This window comes from Mesorhizobium neociceri (assembly GCF_013520985.1).
Classification (GTDB): Bacteria; Pseudomonadota; Alphaproteobacteria; order Rhizobiales; family Rhizobiaceae; genus Mesorhizobium; species Mesorhizobium neociceri.
The window spans coordinates 33,722-49,473 of record NZ_JACDTY010000018.1; the positions used below are offsets into that span (position 1 = coordinate 33,722).

A 15,752-nucleotide genomic window follows, 5' to 3' on the forward strand; every position below is an offset into this window, starting at 1 on the left:
CCCTCCGCCTTAGCCAGCTCATTTCCTCCCATAAACACCGCTCGCCTCGCCCCCGGGATCGGTCAGCCGCAGCCGCCTTCCTTCCAACTCCCAGCGCAACGAAACCGGCTTCAAATCGCCGGGTTTGAACTTCCACAGGCCTGTCAGGTCAGGACGGCAGCCATTGACCGATCGATAACTCCCCGCTTTAGGCGTGAACACAATCGTCGCGTCGTCCATCGTCACGGTGCCGGTCTTCAGGGTCAGCGACTGGATCTGGCCGCAACCGTCGACCAGGGACGATTGAAACAGCGAATATTCAGCGCGACCGTCGGCGCGAAAGGTGAAGGAGATGCTGCCGCCGCTGCCCGGCGCGCAATTGCCGAGCGGGTCGCAATAGTCGCCGGAGGCCGCTGCAAACCCCCATTTTCCGAGGAGGGCCGCCGGCATGGCGCCGCGATGGGACCGTGTCGCCGGTCCCGTGCCCTGGCTGGAGGCATCGACGATGCCGAAGACCAGTGACCCGGCGAGGACTGCCAGTCCGATGCCTGCCGCCCGGCGTTTGCGCAGCCTCAGCATCCCTTGCTCGCGGCAAGCTGTCGGAGATAGGCAAGCCGCGTGCCGATGACATTGTTGACGATCGCCATCTTGCCGGCCGGCGCCATGCCGCCATATTTTTTCATCGACGGCCCGTGGTTCTTGGCCTCCTCGTAACCTGCCATCAATTGCCGCAGATCCAGACAGGACATCGAGGCGTATTTCGCCTGTTCCTGCGGGCTGATGACGCCAGACTGCGCCATGCCGATGGAGTTGGAGGCCGCCATGCCGGCCATGCTGACGACGGCCGAAACCGGGTTGATGCCGACGCAGCCGGAAAGGCCAAGACAGAGCAGCGGCGCTGCCAGAAGGCTGGACCTCGTGCTCATGGCTGACGCTCCCCGGTACGCGGCGGCAACTTGAGGTCGCGATGGTCGGCGACGGTCTTGCCGAGTGCGAGCGACAAGATATAGACGCGTGGATTGAAGCCCGCCGAGGCGAGACCCGACAGAGTCTTGAACAGTTGCAAATGATACATCGAACCCCTTTTGGGAACCCCTTGTGGTTGTTGCCGATTGCGGTCCCCGCTGGGGAAGCACGCCGCAAACTAGGGTGGTCGAAGACGGGCAGCTTGGACGAAACGGCCCTGAAAGCGGCCCAAACGGCCCTGGATTGACGTTTTCAGGACGTCGGCGCATATCAGCGCGCATCATTGGACCATGATCTTTTCGGGATCATGGTCTGAGGCATGGGGGTGCCGATGACTGCGACGATGGGGCAATCCGCCTCGTTTCGATTGATGACGGACATGCTTCCGGAGCGCGATCGCGTCGAGGTGATGCGCGAGGTCTATGGCCGCACAGTGCTCAAGGTCGATCTCGATCCGCTCGGGCCGACACATGTCGACATGAAGGTGCGCGCCTTGCCTGGCCTCGGTATCGCCACCGGCACTTGTTCGGAATTCCGCGTCCATCACTCGACGCGGCTGATCGATAATGACGACCTGATCCTGCTGGCGGCGCTTGATGGCGCGAGCGTGATGAAGCATCGCGGCCGCGAAGAGCCGGTCGGTAACGGCCATGCATTGATGATGAGCGGCGAAGAGGTCGGCCTCAACATCATCCAGCCGGGCGGCCTGCGCTTCGTCAATATGAGCTTCTCGCTCAAGCAGCTGTCACCGCTGGTCGGCGACCCGGCCCGAGCGCTGATGCAGCCGCTGCCGACCGGCGGCGGCGCGATGCGGCTGCTGCTCGACTATGTACAGTCAATCCAGGACTGCGATGGGCTAACGCCCGAGACCTGGCATCTGGCGACGACGCATATTTTCGACCTTGTCGCCCTGGCGATGGGCGCAACCCGCGACGCGGCGGAAATCGCGCGCGGGCGCGGCGTGCGCGTGGCGCGGCTGCGTGCCATCAAGGCCGATATCACCGCTCATGGCGGGCACGGCAGGCTTTCGGCCGAAGATGTCGCCAGGCGTCACCGCCTCTCGGCTCGCTACGTGCGAAAACTGTTCGCGAGCGAAGGCACGTCGCTATCGGATTTCATGCTGTGCCAGCGGCTGCTGCGCGCCCACCGCATGCTCTGCGATCCCCGCCAGGCCGGCCGCAGCATCACCGCGGTCGCCTTCGAGGCGGGCTTCAACGACCTGTCCTATTTCAACCGGCTTTTCGGCGGCGCTACGATGCAACGCCGTCGGACGTGCGGGCGGCGGCGCTGAAGAGTTGATCCATGAACCGAAACACCGGCACGAGGCCGGCGTTTCTCACTTCGAATTCGTGCCGTTCACCCCAGCCTGGCGTCGAGCGACACCTTGATGGCGCCGAGCGCCTTTGAGACCGGGCATTCGGCCTTGGCCTTCTCGGCCAATTCCTTGAATTTCGCCGCATCGATGCCCGGCACCTTGCCGACCACGGTGATGGCGCTGCCGGTGATGCCGGTGCCGGGCACCAGCGTCACCACCGCCTTGGTGTCGAGTTGAGTGGCGGGGGTGCCGTTCTCGGCCAGGAAGTGGGAGAATTGCATGGCGTAGCAGCCGGCATGAGCCGCCGCGATCAACTCTTCGGGATTGGTGCCGGATTTGCCGCTTTCGTCCTCGAAACGCGCCTTGAACGAATAAGGCGTGCCCTTCAATGCGCCGCTCTGCGTGTCGAGCGTGCCATTGCCCTCTTTCAGATTGCCTTTCCAGACGGCGTTTGCGGTGCGGTCCATGAAGTCCTCCTTGATTACAGCGGTAGCGCCGGCCAGGCGGCGTTCCCTTCAACTATAGCGCGGCGGCCGGGGAAGACCACCGGGCTGTTTCGGGGCCGGCGCCGCCTTGCGGAAATTTCTTTGAAAAAAATCTGCGTGCAAAAATGTCGACTTCTGTCGAACCCGGCCGTCCTGCGGGTGGCCACGGATTCTCGTGGCGGATGGAGGTTCACATGAACAATCTGTTTTCTGCCCATTGGACAAGCACCGGCCGATCGGCTGATCTGAGAGAAATCGACCGGCTACGCCTGCCGCCTTCCGGCTTTGGCCGGCTGCTTGCGGCTATTGCCATCATCGGCATTGCGGTGATCCTTCTCGACCATGCGGCTGCGGGGGCGAGCGCAACCGATACCGTGATCGCCTATGGTTCGTCTGAGCAAGGGAGCTGGAAATGAAGTATGTCTGTCTGGTCTACGGCGAGGAAAAAGACCTCCATGCCATGACGCCGCAGCGCCTGGCCAAGCTCGACGCCGATTCGATGGCCCATGACCGGTCACTGGATCAGCGCGGGGTGCTGATCATCGCGCAGGCGCTGCAATCGGTGAAGACGTCGAAGACGGTGCGGCGGCGCCAGGGCAAGCGGCTGATCACCGACGGACCGTTCGCCGAGACCAAGGAGCAATTGCTTGGTTTCGTTATGATCGAAGCCGATGGTCTCGAACAAGCACTGGAGATCGCCGGCGAGATTCCGCTGGCCGAAATCGGCACCGTGGAGGTCAGGGCGATCTATAACGTTCCAGGGTCGTAGGCCGACGATCGGCGGGCTCATGCAGGTCGGCGGATCATGTCCGCCGCCTTCTCGGCAATCATCACCACCGGCGAGGCCGTGTTGCCGGAAACGATGCGCGGCATGATCGAGGCATCGATGACGCGCAGCCCATCGACACCGGTCACGCGCAAATCGGGGCTGACGACGGCGCGGTCGTCGATGCCCATCCGGCAGGTGCCGACCGGATGGAAGATCGTCGTGGCGATCGAGCCGATCTGGTGCAGCAAATCGTCGTCGGACTGGTGGGCGAGACCGGGCAGGATTTCCTCCGGATGGAAGCCGGCAAGCGCCTTGGCGGTCATGATGCTGCGCGCCTGGCGTACCGAGCGCAGCGCGATCTCGCGGTCGCGGACCGTGGACAGATAATTCAGCCGGATCTCCGGCTGCACGGCCAGTTCGCGCGTCGTGGCATGCACGGAGCCGACGCTGTCGGGCCGCAAATTGCAGACCGACATGGTGATCGCAGGGAACGGGTGTAGCGGGTCGCCAAGCCGGTCCGTCGACAGCGGCTGGACGTGGTATTCCAGGTCCGGCGTCGCCATCGACGGATCGGATTTGCTGAACATGCCGAACTGGCTCGGCGCCATCGACATCGGCCCCGAGCGGGCAAAGGCATATTGCAGCGCGATCCGCGCCTTGCCGGTCAGGCTGTTGGCAAGCGTGTTGAGCGTCAGCGCCGACGACACCTTGTAGACGGTGCGGATCTGCAGATGGTCCTGCAGGTTCTCGCCGACATCGTGGCTGGCGTGGACGACCTCTACGCCGAGTGCGGCAAGCCGACCCGGTTGTCCGACACCGGAAAGCTCCAGCAGCTTCGGCGTGTTGATCGAACCTGCCGTCAGCAGCACCTCGCTTGTGGCCTTTGCCTCGATGGTTTCGCCGCCGACTCGATAACGGACGCCCATCGCTCGCTTGGTTTCGAACAGCACCGTCTCGACATGGGCGTTGATGACCAGCCGAAGGTTGGGCCGCCGCAGTGCCGGGCGCAGGAATGCCTTGGCCGTGTTCCAGCGCACGCCCTTGCTCTGGTTCACTTCGAAGAAGCCGGACCCCTCATTGTCGCCGTCATTGAAATCCTCGCGCGGAATGATGCCGAATTCCTTTGCCGCCTCCTGCACCGTGTTGAGGATCGGCCAGGACAGACGCTGCCGCGCCACTTTCCATTCGCCGCCGGCACCATGCAGCTTGGTCTTGCCGCCATGGTGGTCCTCGGATTTGAGGAAATAGGGCAGCACATCGTCCCAGCCCCAGCCGACATTGCCCATCTGCCGCCAGCCATCATAGTCCGCTGCCTGGCCGCGCATGTAGATCATGCCGTTGACCGAGGTGCAGCCACCCAGCACCTTGCCCCTGGGATAGACCAGCGAGCGGCCGTTCAGGCCGGCTTCCGGGGCGGTCTTCATCATCCAGTCGGTGCGTGGATTGCCGATGCAATAGAGATAGCCGACCGGGATATGCACCCAGTGGTAATTGTCGCTGCCGCCGGCCTCGAGCAGCAGCACGCGCGTCGCCGGATCCTCGCTCAGGCGGTTGGCCAGCACGCAGCCGGCGGTGCCTGCGCCGACGATAATGTAGTCGTAGTCGCCATCGAGCCGTTGGGTCATTGCGGTGCTCTACTCGGTCCTGCGGCCTGTTCGGCCCAGAACGATCGCAGCGTATCGGCAAGGCCGCAATAGGCACGACGTGCGTTCGTAATGTTCCTGCATCGCCGCGGGGCATGCGGCCGGGTCTGTATTTCTTAACCGACCTCAACTCTTGCGTGTTGAAGCTACGCCGGAGTTCTCTTATCGTCGCCGCAATTTCCGGGGGAATTCGATATGCCTTTCCTGATTGCTATTCTCGGCGTGCTGGGAGCGGCGGCGTTCTGGTGGTACCGCATGAAGGCGATGAACGACGCCGCGCGCGAGGTCGCCGATGTCGTCGGGCGCGTCCAGGGCAACATCCGCCGAAAGAAGCTGCGCAAGCAGGCGGCGCTGTCGCCGCTGACGGCGATCGACGACCCTGTCGTGGCGGCGGCGACGCTGATCACCGCCATGGCCGCGGAGCATGGCCCGATCCTGCCGAAGCGCGAAACGATTATCCGCGAGGTGATCTCGCAGATTGCCGAGAATCAGAAGAAGACCGACGAGGCCGTCGTCTACGCGAAGTGGGCCTCGGCGCAGATCGACGACACAACGATCGTCATCGACAAGCTGGCGCCGTTCCTGCGCGAACGCCTCGATCCGCACGAGCGGGAGGATCTGTTGCAAATGCTGGATCGTGTTTCCAAGGGCGGTGAGCAGAGCTTCAAAGTCGCCGACCAGCGGATGCTGCGGCTGCGGCAAAAGCTGGGTTTCGAGGTCAACTAATTCCCGTTAACGTCGATCTTGAACGGAAGGCAGGCGTACCTACGTCAGGGGAAGGCACACCAAACCGTCAAGGCACAGATGGAAGCAATTGCCTACGTGGCTGCGCAATTGGCCGATCTGGTTGACACGCTGTTTGGTGACTGGCTGCGCAAATTCAGGGCCGGCAGGTTTGTGCTCGGCATGCTGGCCGCCATTGTGGTTTTCTACTACCTCTTTTGGTTGCTAGATTTGTTCCCCCTTAAATAGCCGCGGTGTGTCGCCGGACAGGCCGGACGCCTGGCGGATGAAAAACTCCTTCAGTCTGGGCATGCGCTCGACGAGGCCGAGGCCGATGTCGCGGAGCTGGCGCAGCGGGCCGATGTCGTTGGAAAACAACCGGTTCAGCACGTCGGTGGTGACGCCCATCTGCACGGTGTCGAAACGCCGCCATTGCTGGTAGCGCTCAAGCACGTCCAGCGCGCCGATGTCCTGGCCGAGGCGGTCGGCCTCGACAATTACTTCGGCAAGGGCCGCCACATCCTTAAAGCCGAGATTGAGGCCTTGGCCGGCGATCGGGTGGATGCCGTGGGCGGCGTCGCCGGCAAGCGCGATGCGCGGGGCGACGAAGGCGCGTGCAATGGTCAGGCTGAGCGGCCAGGCGCGCGGCTTGTCGATGACGCGGATCTCGCCGAGCTTGAGGCCGAAGCGCAGTTCCAGTTCATGCTCGAAGACGAGGTCGTCGCCGTCGACCAGTTTTTGCGCGTCCTCCGAGCGTTCGACCCAGACCAGCGACGAACGGTTGGTGCCGTCCTCGGTCGGCTTCAGCGGCAGCGTCGCAAACGGGCCGGCGGGCAAAAAATGTTCCTCGGCGCGGCCATTGTGCGGCCGCTCATGCGCCACCGTGCAGACAATGCCGGACTGGCCGTATTCCCACTTCACCGTCTTGATGCCGGCCATGTCGCGCAATTTCGAATTGACGCCGTCGGCGGCAACCAGCAGCCGCGCTTTCAGCGTCGCGCCGTCGGCCAGATGCACGGTGACACCGGCTCCGTTGCTGTCGAAAGAGGTGACCGCGACACCTTCGATGATATCGATGCCGAGCTCTTGCGCGCGGCGGCGCAAGGCGCCGTTCAGATCCTTGTTGGCGACCATATGCGCGAACGGCTCGCCCGGCGCGACCTCGCCGTCGAAGGTCAGAAACACCGAGCGCACCGGATCGGCGGTTCGGGAATCGGTGACGATCATTTCGGTGATCGCCTGCGATTGACCGACGATTTCCTGCCAGACGCCGAGCTGGTCGAGCATGCGGCAGGCGGCAGCGGCGATGGCCGAGGCGCGGCCGTCTTTTTGCCAGACGCCGGCGGGGGCTGCATCGACGACTGCAACTGCGAGGTTCGGCCGCGCCTGTTTCAGCGACACGGCGGCGGCGAGGCCGACATAGCCGGCGCCGGCGACCAGCACGTCGAGTGTGGTTTTTGCGTCCGTCTTGCGGTCTGCCATGTCAATTCCTTTCGAAGTCTCGACCATCCTCGCCCACTGGGGCATTCCGGCCTTGACTGCCCGCCATTCCTGTCGGAAACCGCCATAGCATCTTACGGCGAGGTCACGAAACATGACGGCGGCCATGGACGAGCTTCTCAGCATTCTCGACCTCGAGCAGCTGGAACACAATCTGTACCGTGGTCGCAGCCCCAAGCTCGACTGGCAGCGCGTCTTCGGCGGTCAGACCATCGCCCAGGCCCTGGTCGCCGCGCAGCGCACGGTCGAGCCCAAGCGCCACGTGCATTCGCTGCACGGCTATTTCATGCGGCCGGGCGACACCAAGGTCCCGATCGTCTACGAGGTCGACCGCATCCGCGATGGCGGCTCCTTCACCACGCGCCGCGTGGTGGCGATCCAGCATGGCCAGGCAATCTTTTCGCTGGAAGCCTCATTCCAGCAGGACGAGGTCGGTCTCGAGCACCAGCTGCCGATGCCACGCGACGTGCCGGCGCCCGACAGCCTGTTGTCGCAACGCGAATTGCTGGGCAAATTCGGCGAGGCGGTGCCGGACGGCATCAAGCGCTACTGGGAGCGTGACCGGCCGATCGAGATGAAGCCGGTGATGCTGAAGCACTACACCAGCCGCGAAAAGCTGGAGCCGCAGCAGAACATCTGGATCCGCACCACCGGCCCGGTGCCGGCCGACCGCGGCACCCAGGCGGCGGTGCTGGCCTACCTCTCCGACATGACGCTGCTCGACACCTCGACCTTCGCCCATGGCCGCGCCATTTTCGACCGCGACATCCAGGCGGCGAGCCTCGACCACGCCATGTGGTTCCACCGCAGCCATCCGCTCGACGACTGGATCCTGTACACGCAGGACAGCCCGTCGACGCAGGGGTCGCGCGGTTTCACCCGCGGCTCGCTGTTTGCCCGCGACGGCACGCTGATCGCCTCGGTTGCCCAGGAAGGCCTCATCCGCCTGAAGCGCCCGCCTGCCGAATAGGCATTTTGCAAAAATTGCCCAATTTTTGATCAGTGACTGTCCTGTGACGATGTGCACCTTGCTGCCACGCCCTCGGCAATCTGTTTGTTTACAATGAGTTAACACCCTGCTTCGGCAACTGGCACGGAGCTTGAATCCTGCCGGGCACTCTCCGGGCTCTTTGGGATCGGTGAAGGTGTGCAAACGCGGGGGACCGCAACAGCAAAGGGTGAAACCTTATGAAAATCGTGATGGCAATCATCAAGCCGTTCAAGCTCGACGAGGTGCGCGAAGCGCTCACCGCCGTCGGCATCCAGGGCCTGACCGTCACCGAAGTCAAAGGCTACGGGCGTCAGAAGGGACATACGGAAATCTATCGCGGAGCGGAATACGCGGTCAGTTTCCTGCCGAAAATCAAGATCGAAGTCGCGGTCAGCACCGACCTGGTCGACAAGGCCGTGGAAGCCATCACGGCGGCGGCAAAGACCGGCCAGATCGGCGACGGCAAGATCTTCGTCTTCGGCATCGATCAGGCGGTGCGCATCCGTACCGGCGAAACAGACACCGACGCGCTCTGAGCGGCGAACACGTATTCCAATGGAGAGTTCAATGAATATTCCTTCCACCTTGAAGACGACGGGACGCGCGGCCGCACTTGGCTCGCTCGCTCTCGCAGCATTGGGCAGCGTCGCCGCCTTCGCGCAGGAAGCAGCCCCCGCGGCCGCGGCTGCCGCCCCGGCGGCGCCGACGCCTGTGCTCGACACCGGCAACACCGCCTGGATGCTGACTTCGACGGCGCTGGTGCTGATGATGACCATTCCCGGCCTGGCGCTGTTTTACGGCGGCATGGTGCGCAAGAAGAACGTGCTCGCCACCATCATGCAGAGCTTCGCCATCACCTGCCTGGTGACGATCCTGTGGTTCATGTTCGGCTATTCGCTGGCCTTTTCCACCAATGATTCCGCCAGCATGAACAGCTTTATCGGCGGCGCCTCGAAATTCTTCCACCATGGCATCACCACCTCGTCGCTGTGGTTGCCCGGCGTGGTGAACATTCCTGAGTTCGTCTTCTCGATGTTCCAGATGACGTTTGCCATCATCACGCCCGCGCTGATCGCAGGCGCCTTTGCCGAACGCATGAAGTTCTCGGCGCTGCTGATCTTCATGGCGCTGTGGCTGCTGGTCGTCTACGTGCCGGTCGCGCATTGGGTCTGGGGTGGCGGCTTCCTCGGTACGGCTGGCGTTCTTGACTTCGCCGGCGGCACGGTCGTCCACATCAATGCCGGTGTCGCGGGTCTGGTCTGCGCCCTGGTTCTCGGCAAGCGCGAAGGCTACGGCACCGTCAACATGGCGCCGCACAACCTGGTCTATTCGGTGATCGGCGCTTCGCTGCTGTGGGTCGGCTGGTTCGGCTTCAACGCCGGTTCGGAACTGGCGGCCGACGGCCTTGCCGGTGCCGCCATGCTCAACACCCAGGTTGCCACCGCCGCGGCGGCTCTGGCCTGGATGTTTGCAGAATGGATCGTCGCCAAGAAGCCCTCCGTGCTCGGCATCATCTCGGGTGCGGTTGCCGGCCTCGTCGCAGTGACGCCGGCTTCCGGTTTCGTCAACCCGACCGGCGCCTTCATCGTCGGCATCGTCGCCGGCGTGCTCTGCTACATCTCGGCGGTCAAGGTGAAGCACATGTTCGGCTATGACGACTCGCTCGACGCCTTCGGCGTGCATGGCGTCGGCGGCATCATCGGTGCTCTGCTGACCGGCGTGCTTGCCGATCCGGCGATCAACAGCCTGTCGTCGGGCGCCTCGCTCGGCAAGCAGGTCTACGGCGTTGCCGTCACCATCATATGGACGGCGATCGCTACCCTCGTGATCCTCTACATCGTCAAGGCGCTGGTCGGCCTGCGGCCCAGCACCCAGGAAGAGGTCGAAGGTCTCGACATCAGCCAACATGGCGAGGTGGTTCCGTAAGGCCACTTGCCAACGGGACCGGCGGAACCCTCCTCCCGCCGGTCCCGCATTGATTTAGGAGAATCCCGTCGTGACGCTCCCGAAAAGGGCTCACGCTTTGAGGCCCGGGTCATTCCGGGCCTCTTTTTTGGTGAAAACGTTCTGGCAATCATGCGTTTTGCGCAATCACGTTCGTGTGATGCGCCATCCCAAGGAAACATCGCCCACTTCGGTTCCGAACTGTGGAAACGGTTGTCGTCCAGGCGGCCGCTGAAAACGACAGGGAAGGAATTCGTTATGAACCTTAGGAACATCTGCGTCGGCGCAATGGCGCTGGCCATGGTCAGCGGCCCGGTTTTCGCCGGCGCGCTCGACGAACCCGACAATATGGCGCCGTTCTTCACCGATTCCGGCATGATGAAGATGAAGCCGATGGAGGAGTTCAAGGCGGCCTTCATGGCGATGCCGATGGAAAAGCAGGAAGCGATGAAGAAGGAATGCAACGACGCGGCAATGAGCAAGCCGCATGCTGAATTCTGCGCCAACGTCCAGGCGCTCGGCGGCGCCAACTGACGTTCGATGTAAAGGGATGGCGAGCCAAAGCGCCGGCCATCCCCTTTCAAAGCACGCATCCCCCGTGCCGGGGATGTAGGCGCCGGCAAGGTGTTGCATCCCCGCCAGGTCGCCGGATTGGCGACCTGCTCCATCAGGAAGCCTTGCCATGAAAAAAGCCTACGAAAAGCCGACGCTGTCAAAGCGCGAAAAGCTGTCCACAGTCACGGCCAACATCCCTCTGTCGCAGCAGGCTTGAGCACTTCGGACGGCCGGGGCGCGCTCTGTGCGAGATCGTCGCCGACGGCCGTATAGTTAATGCGGCCTTAACCTTCCCCCCGATAGTCTGGCATCCGAATCTGCCGGAGTGCGTCATGCGCCCGGCCAGTCCATGACAGACGGGGAACGAAGCATGCGTTCAGGGGCTTCAGCACCGCTCGCGCTGACCGATACGGGGCACGGCATCCAGGCATTTGCGCGGCGCCAGGTCGGGCGGCTGGTCGGCGCCGGCCTGTTTGCGCTGGTCGCTTTTGGGGTCGCAGCGCTGGCCACCTGGAACGTCGCCGATCCGAGCTTCTCGCACGCCACCGACAACATCGTCACCAACGCCATGGGCTATGCTGGCGCGGTGTTCTCCGACCTTGCCATGCAGTTCTTCGGCCTTGCCGCGGTCGCCGCCTTGGTGCCGGCGGTGATCTGGGGCTTTCTCCTGTTTTCGGCGCGTGGCGTCGACAGGCTGCCGAAGCGCGGCGTTGCCTGGTTCGGCTTCGCGCTGCTTGCCGCGGCAATGGCCGGCTGCGTGGTGCCGCCCAAGACCTGGCCGCTGCCGACCGGCCTCGGCGGCGTGTTCGGCGACATGGTGCTCAACATCCCCGGCCTGCTCATTGGCGGCTACCCAACCGGCATCATTGCAAGCATCATTGCCATGATGCTCATTGCGCCGGCGCTGTGGCTGTTTGCCTACGGCTCGGCGCTGATTGCGCGCAAGAACGGCTTTGCCGTGATGGAGCGCAGTGCGGAGCCCGATCCCCGGGAGGACGACCTGCTCTTCGACGAAGACGAGGACGAGGGCGACGAAGGCATATTGGCACTCGGCGCGATCACCCATTGGTGGCTGTCGTTCCGCGCCTGGATGCACCGCCGGGCTGTGCGCCGCCAGCAGGAGCGCGACGAGTACGAGCCGGAGATGGAGCAGCGCTCCACCGCATGGCGCCGCGCCGCCGAACGGGTCGAATCAGCCGAGTTCGCCGAGCAGCGCATGAGCCCGGATGGCCGCGCCCGCGTCGAGCCGGAATTCTTCGCCGCCATGGTCAATGACCGCAGCGTTTCCGTCGATCCGGACGATGACGACGTCCTCGACGCCGGTTTCGACAATGGCGACGAGGAGGTCGAGTTCGACGACGAGCCGGTCCAGCGCCGTGCCTCGCCAAACGCCAAGGTGCAGAACTTCCGCTCCGATGCGGCGACCCGCGTCGCAGCACCCGCGCCGCGTCCCGCTCCTGGCGCCCGCGTCCAGCGCGAGGCGCAGACCTCGCTGATCGGCTCGGAAACATTTGAAATGCCGTCGCTGCATTTCCTGTCCGAACCGAAGAATGTGGTGCGCGACGCCAGCCTGTCGAAGGACGCGCTGGAGCAGAATGCGCGCCTGCTCGAGGGCGTGCTGGAGGATTTCGGCGTCAAGGGCGAGATCATCGCGGTGCGGCCCGGCCCGGTGGTCACGCTCTATGAGCTGGAACCGGCGCCCGGCATCAAATCGTCGCGCGTCATCGGTCTGTCCGACGACATCGCCCGCTCGATGAGCGCCATTGCCTGCCGTGTCGCCGTTGTGCCTGGCCGCAACGCCATCGGCATCGAACTGCCGAATGCCAAGCGCGAGACCGTGTATCTCAGGGAGATCATGGCCAGCCGCGATTTCGAGACCACCAAGGCGAAGCTGGCGCTGGCGCTGGGCAAGACCATCAATGGCGAGGCGGTCATCGTCGACATCGCCAAGATGCCGCACGTGCTGGTCGCCGGCACCACCGGTTCCGGCAAGTCGGTCGCCATCAACACCATGATCCTGTCGCTGCTCTACCGGCTGACGCCGCAGGATTGCCGGCTGATCATGATCGATCCGAAAATGCTCGAACTTTCCGTCTATGACGGCATCCCGCATCTGCTGACGCCGGTCGTCACCGATCCGAAGAAGGCAGTTGTGGCGCTGAAATGGACCGTGCGCGAGATGGAGGATCGCTATCGCAAGATGTCCAAGGTCGGCGTGCGCAACATCGACGGCTTCAATGCGCGCGTGCAATTGGCCGAGAAGAAGGGCGAAAAAATCTCGCGCACCGTGCAGACCGGCTTCGACCGCCAGACCGGCGAGGCGATCTACGAAACCGAGAATCTCGACCTCGAGCCGATGCCTTACATCGTCGTCATCATCGACGAGATGGCCGATTTGATGATGGTCGCCGGCAAGGACATTGAAGGTGCCGTGCAGCGGCTGGCGCAGATGGCGCGCGCCGCCGGCATCCACGTCATCATGGCGACGCAACGTCCGTCGGTCGACGTCATCACCGGCACCATCAAGGCCAATTTCCCGACCCGTATCTCCTTCCAGGTGACGTCGAAGATCGACAGCCGCACCATTCTGGGCGAACAGGGCGCTGAACAGCTGCTCGGCATGGGCGACATGCTCTATATGGCCGGCGGCGGCCGTATCCAGCGCGTGCACGGCCCGTTCGTCTCCGACGACGAGGTCGAGAGGATCGTCGCGCATCTGAAGCTGCAGGGCGTGCCCGAATATCTCGACGCCATCACCGAGGATGATGGCGATGACGATGACGACGAGCCATCGGGTAAGGGCGGTTCCGGTGGCGGCGGCAATTTCGAGGATTCCGACGATCCTTATGACCAGGCGGTGGCCGTGGTGCTGCGCGACGGCAAGGCCTCGACCAGCTATATCCAGCGAAGGCTCGGCATCGGCTACAACCGCGCCGCGTCGATCATCGAGAAGATGGAGAAGGAAGGCATTGTCGGCCCGGCCAACCATGCCGGCAAACGCGAGATCCTGGTGCCGACGGAGGACGACAAATTCTGATCAGCTGATGCGACCGGCGGCAACCTTGAACCTTTTGGCGCGTTCAAGCGACAGAGTGCCGTCCGGTCCGCCAAACTTAAGTCTAACTGGGGGTCCACGGACTGCAACGAGACACACACCACACGAGAGTGACCGGCATGAAAAACGATCTCAGCGATTTCGCTCCAAACCGCCGCCAGCTGCTCGGCCTTGGCCTGGTTCTTGCCGGCGCCGCGGCCGTCAATGTCATGCCGGGGTTCCAGCTTCTGGCCTCGGCGCAGGCGGCGGTGCCGCCGGCGGCGCAAAAGATCGCCGACCACTTCTCCTCGGTCAAATCGATGAGCGGCGAGTTCGTGCAGTTCGGACCCAACAACCAGCAGACCGGCGGCAAGTTCTTCCTCGAGCGGCCGGGCAAGATCCGCTTCAACTATGACGGCAAGTCGAATTTCCGGGTGATTTCCGACGGCAAGTCGGTGGTCATCCTCAACCAGCGGCTGAAAACGTCCGATCTCTATCCGCTGTCGAAGACGCCGCTCAAGCTGTTGCTCGACAACCGGATCGACCTCTCCGGTGGCCGCGTCAAATCGATCAAGGAAGAGAGCGACCTCACCACCATCCAGCTCGCCGACAAATCGGTTTTCGGCAATTCGAAGATCACGATGATGTTCGATCCGAAATCCTACGACCTGCGGCAGTGGACCATCACCGATGCGCAGGGCAAGGACACCACGGTGATGATCTACAACACCAAGGAAGGCGTCAGCTTTCCGCCGGACACGTTTGCCATCGACTATACGGCGAACCGCGAGCTGAACACCAAGACCCGCTAGATTCAGGTGAGGCCGGCCTGCAAATGGCGGTCTCCTCCGCTTCCGGTGCTCACGTACTTTAAGTACGCTCCGCTCCGGTTCTCGGAGACCACCATTTTCGACTCGGCCTGACCTGAATCACGGTCGCCGCTGGGGAAGCATCCCGCAAAGGCTGGCTTGTGTTTGTGGCGCTCGGCTGGCAGTAGATCGGCGAGCTTGTTCGGACCGCCGCATGCCCTTCACAGTTGCCACCTGGAACATCAACTCCGTGCGCTTGCGCATGCCGATCGTCGAGCGGCTGCTGAGCGAGCAGGCGCCGGACGTGCTTTGCCTGCAGGAGACGAAGGTTCCGGATGAGCTGTTTCCGGAAAAAGCCTTCCGCAAGGCGGGCTACGAGTACATCGCCTTCCATGGCCAGAAGGGCTACCACGGCGTGGCGACGGTGGCGCGGCGGCCGATCGAGATTGTCGAGAAGCGGCGCTTCTGCGAGATCGACGACAGCCGCCATCTGTCGGTCAAGGTCCAAGCTGGCGGCAAGGCGATCCTGATCCACAATTTCTATGTGCCGGCCGGCGGCGACGAGCCCGATCCCGAGATCAACCGCAAATTCCGCCACAAGCTCGATTTCGTCGCCGAGATGAACGCCATCCGCGCCAGCCATGACGAGGCGTCTGCCTCGATCCTGGTCGGCGACCTCAACATCGCGCCGCTGGAGCATGATGTCTGGTCGCACAAGCAATTGCTCAACCTCGTCAGCCACACGCCGGTCGAGACCTCGAATTTCGAGGCGATGCGGATCGCCGGCGACTGGGTCGACCTGATGCGGCTCAACGTGCCGCCAGAGGAAAAACTCTACACCTGGTGGAGTTATCGCGCGCAGGACTGGGAAGCGTCGAACCGCGGCCGCCGGCTCGACCATGTCTGGTCGTCGCCGAACCTGGTGCCCAGTTTTGCCGGCTACGAAATCCTGCGCGCCGCGCGCGGCTGGGACCGGCCATCGGATCATGTGCCGGTGATTGCACGGTTCGATCTCGACTAGGCAACGAGCCAAGGAGTC

The 15,752-nt window shown here is 63.4% G+C and carries 18 protein-coding genes; 12 read left to right on the plus strand and 6 right to left on the minus strand.

The genetic code is table 11. From position 1 onward, the window contains the following. Positions 1-18 precede the first annotated feature (18 nt). Genes H0241_RS27435 through H0241_RS27445 form a run of 3 tightly spaced genes read right to left on the minus strand, consistent with a single transcriptional unit; the run spans position 19 to position 1,054 of the window. A complete protein-coding gene (locus H0241_RS27435) occupies positions 19-558 on the minus strand; it encodes a hypothetical protein (RefSeq protein WP_181060910.1) in 540 nt (179 codons plus the stop codon). Beyond that, positions 552-905: a hypothetical protein gene (locus tag H0241_RS27440; RefSeq protein ID WP_181060911.1), complete on the minus strand. Its 354-nt coding sequence runs from the start codon at positions 903-905 to the stop codon at positions 552-554. The genes H0241_RS27435 and H0241_RS27440 overlap by 7 nt, the downstream gene beginning before the upstream one ends. Next, complete coding sequence (locus tag H0241_RS27445) at positions 902-1,054, minus strand: hypothetical protein (protein ID WP_181060912.1); 153 nt, start codon at positions 1,052-1,054, stop codon at positions 902-904. Before H0241_RS27445 ends, H0241_RS27440 begins: the two co-directional genes overlap by 4 nt. Before the next feature lie 261 nt (positions 1,055-1,315). Here H0241_RS27445 and H0241_RS27450 point away from each other — a divergent pair, with 261 nt between their 5' ends. Beyond that, complete coding sequence (locus H0241_RS27450; protein ID WP_235984516.1) at positions 1,316-2,236, plus strand: helix-turn-helix transcriptional regulator; 921 nt, start codon at positions 1,316-1,318, stop codon at positions 2,234-2,236. 65 nt (positions 2,237-2,301) lie between these two features. Here H0241_RS27450 and H0241_RS27455 read toward each other — a convergent pair whose 3' ends face one another. After that, on the minus strand, positions 2,302-2,727 hold the full coding sequence (locus H0241_RS27455) for an OsmC family protein (RefSeq protein ID WP_181060913.1): 426 nt from the start codon (positions 2,725-2,727) through the stop codon (positions 2,302-2,304). A 212-nt stretch (positions 2,728-2,939) separates the two neighbouring features. Here H0241_RS27455 and H0241_RS27460 point away from each other — a divergent pair, with 212 nt between their 5' ends. Together H0241_RS27460 and H0241_RS27465 are read left to right on the plus strand one after the other, a co-directional pair. Then, positions 2,940-3,161: a hypothetical protein gene (locus H0241_RS27460; protein WP_181060914.1), complete on the plus strand. Its 222-nt coding sequence runs from the start codon at positions 2,940-2,942 to the stop codon at positions 3,159-3,161. Beyond that, a complete protein-coding gene (locus H0241_RS27465) occupies positions 3,158-3,514 on the plus strand; it encodes a YciI family protein (RefSeq protein ID WP_181060915.1) in 357 nt (118 codons plus the stop codon). The genes H0241_RS27460 and H0241_RS27465 overlap by 4 nt, the downstream gene beginning before the upstream one ends. A 17-nt stretch (positions 3,515-3,531) precedes the next feature. On the opposite strand, the gene H0241_RS27470 is transcribed toward H0241_RS27465, so the two are convergent. Beyond that, complete coding sequence (locus H0241_RS27470; protein WP_181060916.1) at positions 3,532-5,139, minus strand: GMC family oxidoreductase; 1,608 nt, start codon at positions 5,137-5,139, stop codon at positions 3,532-3,534. Positions 5,140-5,352: 213 nt separating this feature from the next. Here H0241_RS27470 and H0241_RS27475 point away from each other — a divergent pair, with 213 nt between their 5' ends. Beyond that, positions 5,353-5,883, plus strand: coding sequence for a hypothetical protein (locus H0241_RS27475; protein WP_181060917.1), 531 nt, complete (start codon positions 5,353-5,355; stop codon positions 5,881-5,883). Between the two features lie 78 nt (positions 5,884-5,961). After that, entirely contained in the window at positions 5,962-6,129 is a 168-nt protein-coding gene (locus tag H0241_RS27480) for a hypothetical protein (protein WP_181060918.1), read from the plus strand. Here the strand turns inward: H0241_RS27480 and H0241_RS27485 are convergent. Further along, complete coding sequence (locus H0241_RS27485; protein WP_181060919.1) at positions 6,106-7,362, minus strand: ubiquinone biosynthesis hydroxylase; 1,257 nt, start codon at positions 7,360-7,362, stop codon at positions 6,106-6,108. The genes H0241_RS27480 and H0241_RS27485 overlap by 24 nt on opposite strands. Before the next feature lie 112 nt (positions 7,363-7,474). Here H0241_RS27485 and tesB point away from each other — a divergent pair, with 112 nt between their 5' ends. The 7 genes from tesB to H0241_RS27520 all read left to right on the plus strand — a co-directional run bounded on the left by tesB (position 7,475) and on the right by H0241_RS27520 (position 15,734). Continuing rightward, the gene (gene tesB, locus H0241_RS27490; RefSeq protein WP_181060920.1) at positions 7,475-8,350 is read left to right on the plus strand and encodes an acyl-CoA thioesterase II; all 876 of its coding nucleotides are present in this window, start codon (positions 7,475-7,477) and stop codon (positions 8,348-8,350) included. Between the two features lie 218 nt (positions 8,351-8,568). Further along, entirely contained in the window at positions 8,569-8,907 is a 339-nt protein-coding gene (locus tag H0241_RS27495; protein WP_023670499.1) for a P-II family nitrogen regulator, read from the plus strand. Between the two features lie 31 nt (positions 8,908-8,938). Continuing rightward, complete coding sequence (locus H0241_RS27500; protein ID WP_181060921.1) at positions 8,939-10,297, plus strand: ammonium transporter; 1,359 nt, start codon at positions 8,939-8,941, stop codon at positions 10,295-10,297. A 276-nt stretch (positions 10,298-10,573) separates the two neighbouring features. After that, complete coding sequence (locus H0241_RS27505) at positions 10,574-10,849, plus strand: hypothetical protein (RefSeq protein WP_181060922.1); 276 nt, start codon at positions 10,574-10,576, stop codon at positions 10,847-10,849. A 391-nt stretch (positions 10,850-11,240) separates the two neighbouring features. Continuing rightward, on the plus strand, positions 11,241-13,907 hold the full coding sequence (locus H0241_RS27510) for a DNA translocase FtsK (RefSeq protein ID WP_181060923.1): 2,667 nt from the start codon (positions 11,241-11,243) through the stop codon (positions 13,905-13,907). 137 nt (positions 13,908-14,044) lie between these two features. After that, positions 14,045-14,716 carry an outer membrane lipoprotein carrier protein LolA gene (locus tag H0241_RS27515; protein ID WP_181060924.1) on the plus strand — a complete coding sequence of 224 codons (672 nt, stop codon included), beginning with the start codon at positions 14,045-14,047 and terminating at the stop codon, positions 14,714-14,716. 211 nt (positions 14,717-14,927) lie between these two features. Continuing rightward, positions 14,928-15,734: an exodeoxyribonuclease III gene (locus H0241_RS27520; RefSeq protein WP_181060925.1), complete on the plus strand. Its 807-nt coding sequence runs from the start codon at positions 14,928-14,930 to the stop codon at positions 15,732-15,734. Positions 15,735-15,752: the final 18 nt, after the last annotated feature.

Bases quoted from the DNA above. Each gene is read 5' to 3' on its own strand.
- H0241_RS27500 (WP_181060921.1), top strand. From the start codon at position 8,939: ATGAATATTCCTTCCACCTTGAAGACGACGGGACGCGCGGCCGCACTT.
- H0241_RS27460 (WP_181060914.1), top strand. From the start codon at position 2,940: ATGAACAATCTGTTTTCTGCCCATTGGACAAGCACCGGCCGATCGGCT.
- H0241_RS27455 (WP_181060913.1), bottom strand. From the start codon at position 2,727: ATGGACCGCACCGCAAACGCCGTCTGGAAAGGCAATCTGAAAGAGGGC.
- H0241_RS27435 (WP_181060910.1), bottom strand. From the start codon at position 558: ATGCTGAGGCTGCGCAAACGCCGGGCGGCAGGCATCGGACTGGCAGTC.
- H0241_RS27440 (WP_181060911.1), bottom strand. From the start codon at position 905: ATGAGCACGAGGTCCAGCCTTCTGGCAGCGCCGCTGCTCTGTCTTGGC.
- H0241_RS27480 (WP_181060918.1), top strand. From the start codon at position 5,962: ATGGAAGCAATTGCCTACGTGGCTGCGCAATTGGCCGATCTGGTTGAC.
- H0241_RS27465 (WP_181060915.1), top strand. From the start codon at position 3,158: ATGAAGTATGTCTGTCTGGTCTACGGCGAGGAAAAAGACCTCCATGCC.
- H0241_RS27450 (WP_235984516.1), top strand. From the start codon at position 1,316: ATGACGGACATGCTTCCGGAGCGCGATCGCGTCGAGGTGATGCGCGAG.
- tesB (WP_181060920.1), top strand. From the start codon at position 7,475: ATGACGGCGGCCATGGACGAGCTTCTCAGCATTCTCGACCTCGAGCAG.
- H0241_RS27445 (WP_181060912.1), bottom strand. From the start codon at position 1,054: ATGTATCATTTGCAACTGTTCAAGACTCTGTCGGGTCTCGCCTCGGCG.
- H0241_RS27495 (WP_023670499.1), top strand. From the start codon at position 8,569: ATGAAAATCGTGATGGCAATCATCAAGCCGTTCAAGCTCGACGAGGTG.
- H0241_RS27510 (WP_181060923.1), top strand. From the start codon at position 11,241: ATGCGTTCAGGGGCTTCAGCACCGCTCGCGCTGACCGATACGGGGCAC.
- H0241_RS27475 (WP_181060917.1), top strand. From the start codon at position 5,353: ATGCCTTTCCTGATTGCTATTCTCGGCGTGCTGGGAGCGGCGGCGTTC.
- H0241_RS27520 (WP_181060925.1), top strand. From the start codon at position 14,928: ATGCCCTTCACAGTTGCCACCTGGAACATCAACTCCGTGCGCTTGCGC.
- H0241_RS27505 (WP_181060922.1), top strand. From the start codon at position 10,574: ATGAACCTTAGGAACATCTGCGTCGGCGCAATGGCGCTGGCCATGGTC.
- H0241_RS27470 (WP_181060916.1), bottom strand. From the start codon at position 5,139: ATGACCCAACGGCTCGATGGCGACTACGACTACATTATCGTCGGCGCA.
- H0241_RS27485 (WP_181060919.1), bottom strand. From the start codon at position 7,362: ATGGCAGACCGCAAGACGGACGCAAAAACCACACTCGACGTGCTGGTC.
- H0241_RS27515 (WP_181060924.1), top strand. From the start codon at position 14,045: ATGAAAAACGATCTCAGCGATTTCGCTCCAAACCGCCGCCAGCTGCTC.